This window comes from Streptococcus sp. k-628, assembly GCF_013277475.1.
In the GTDB taxonomy this organism is placed as follows: domain Bacteria; phylum Bacillota; class Bacilli; order Lactobacillales; family Streptococcaceae; genus Streptococcus.
In genome coordinates this window covers 1-2,264 of the sequence record NZ_VMMZ01000111.1, presented here as the reverse complement: position 1 = coordinate 2,264, position 2,264 = coordinate 1, and the positions used below count along the sequence as shown (strand labels likewise).

Genomic DNA, 2,264 nt, shown 5'->3' with positions numbered 1-2,264 from the left:
ATCTCATTTTATCGGCTCTGCGTCTTTGCGTCTGGCTCTGTAATCACAGTTACTTTGAACTGCTTTATTTCAATTAAATTTTCTTGTCTGCATTTCGGACAATAGAGGGGGAATTTTTTTAATTCAGTATCTTCCCTTATCTTTAATCGTGTTTTATTTCCACATACAGGACACAATATCCACTTGTAGTTTATAATAACTATCTCCTCCTTTACACTTTAATTCAAATCTTTATTAAAAAATATTTCATCTTATTTAACAAGAAACCATATTTATATAACAACATAAAATACACTAAGTTATTTTATTGAACATATATCGTACTTTATCTATCCGACTATTTGGACGACGGGGCTGGCAAACAGGTTCACCGGTAGTAACATGGTACCCTTTTAACTCTGTTAAACAAACACTACGTCCATTTGTAAAGAAAGTTAAATCACTACGATATTCTTGAATACACCGAGCAGGGATTTCTCCACTAAGAATGACCTCATTATTTTTCAATTGAGTGTCTACGATGTTCGCACAATATTTAGGAGCATCGGTGTATGCTCGTGAAAGATATTCCTGTGGCGCATAAATTTTAAAACTAAGATATGGCTCTAACAATTCTGTTCCAGCTTTTTTTAAGACTTGTTCCAATACAATAGGAGCAAGCATCCGAAAATCTGCTGGGGTACTAACAGGGCTATAGTATAAGCCATACTTAAAACAGATTTTACAGTCCGTCACATTCCAACCATACAATCCTTGTTCACAGCCATAGCGTATCCCCTCCATAACTGCATTTTGAAACGATTGATTTAAGTATCCAAGAGAAACCGAGCTCTCATACTGTACTCCGCTCCCTAATGGAAGCGGTGCTACAGATAGACCAATGGAAGCCCAGAAAGGATTTGGCGGCACTTCGATGTGAATGGTATACTCTGCTTTTTTTAACGGTCTTTCCATATAAATGACTGTAGGCTCTTTTAGTTCTATCTCCACATGATACTTTTCTTGCAGCAGAGCACAAGTCACTTCCATTTGTACTTTCCCTAAGAAAGAAAGTATGATTTCATGTGTCGCAGAATCCACATAATATCGCAGAAGCGGGTCACTGTCGGAGATTTCTAAAAGTGCATCAAGTAACATTTCCCTTTGTTGAGGTTTGCTCGGTTCAACAGTCGTTTGCAGCAGAGGGAGGGGATTTTCAATTCTCTCTCTCTGTGGCAATAGCTTTGTATCTCCAAGAACACTATTTAACTTCAAAAACTCATTCTGCAAAATAACAATTTCCCCGGAATAAGCCTTATCGATTTTACATAATTCACCATTTATTGAAGTATACATTTCTGTAATTTTTATTTTTTCCTTTTCCGATATTCTAACCGAATCTCGCAAATGCAGTACGCCACTATAAAGACGTATATATGCAAGACGCTGTCTTTTTTCCGAATACTCAATTTTGAAAACTTTTCCGCAAAGTTCAGACTGACCTCGATGTGTTGATGAATAAAATTTATTAGTAATAACTTCTATAAGGTTATCAATCCCTATATTACTTTTTGCACTTCCATGATAAAGAGGGAACAGAGAACAATTCTGAAATCTTATGCTTTCCTCTTGTTCGAGTTCCAATGCTTCTAATGATTTACCGGACATATATTTCTCTAAAAGGTCATCGTTTCCCTCTATTACCGTATCCCATTGTTCAGATTCGGTAAAGTTCGTCACACACATATTAGGATACAGTTCTACCTTCTGTTTGATTACAATTTCGGCAGAAAGTTTCTCTTTAATATCCTGATAAACCGTTGATAAATCAATTCCATTTTGGTCAATCTTATTGATAAAAAAGATTGTGGGAATCCCCATTTTCCTAAGTGCATGAAATAATATACGAGTTTGTGCTTGTACGCCATCTTTTGCAGAAATCAGTAGAATTGCCCCATCTAAAACTGATAATGAACGATATACTTCTGCTAAGAAATCCATATGTCCTGGCGTGTCTATGATGTTCACCTTCGTATTTTCCCACTGAAAAGAGGTTATTCCTGTCTGAATTGTAATTCCTCTCTGACGTTCTAAAAGCGTATTATCCGTCCTCGTTGTACCTTTGTCCACGCTTCCTAATTCTGTAATCGCTCCACTGTTATATAATAAGCTTTCTGTTAAGGTAGTTTTTCCTGCATCAACATGAGCTAAAACTCCAATATTAATAATTTTCATGTGATTTTCCTCCATTCAAAAACCCAAAAGGGCATAAAAATCCCAGTGAT

General features: G+C 36.2%; 2 protein-coding genes. Both read right to left on the bottom strand.

Going from position 1 to position 2,264, the window contains the following annotated elements; all coding sequences use genetic code 11:
* Window positions 1–8: 8 nt before the first annotated feature.
* On the bottom strand, window positions 9–176 hold the full coding sequence (locus tag HT730_RS10130) for a cysteine-rich KTR domain-containing protein (RefSeq protein ID WP_000336323.1): 168 nt from the start codon (window positions 174–176) through the stop codon (window positions 9–11).
* A gap of 118 nt (window positions 177–294) precedes the next feature.
* Entirely contained in the window at window positions 295–2,214 is a 1,920-nt protein-coding gene (gene tet(M), locus HT730_RS10125; protein WP_173307517.1) for a tetracycline resistance ribosomal protection protein Tet(M), read from the bottom strand.
* Window positions 2,215–2,264 lie beyond the last annotated feature (50 nt).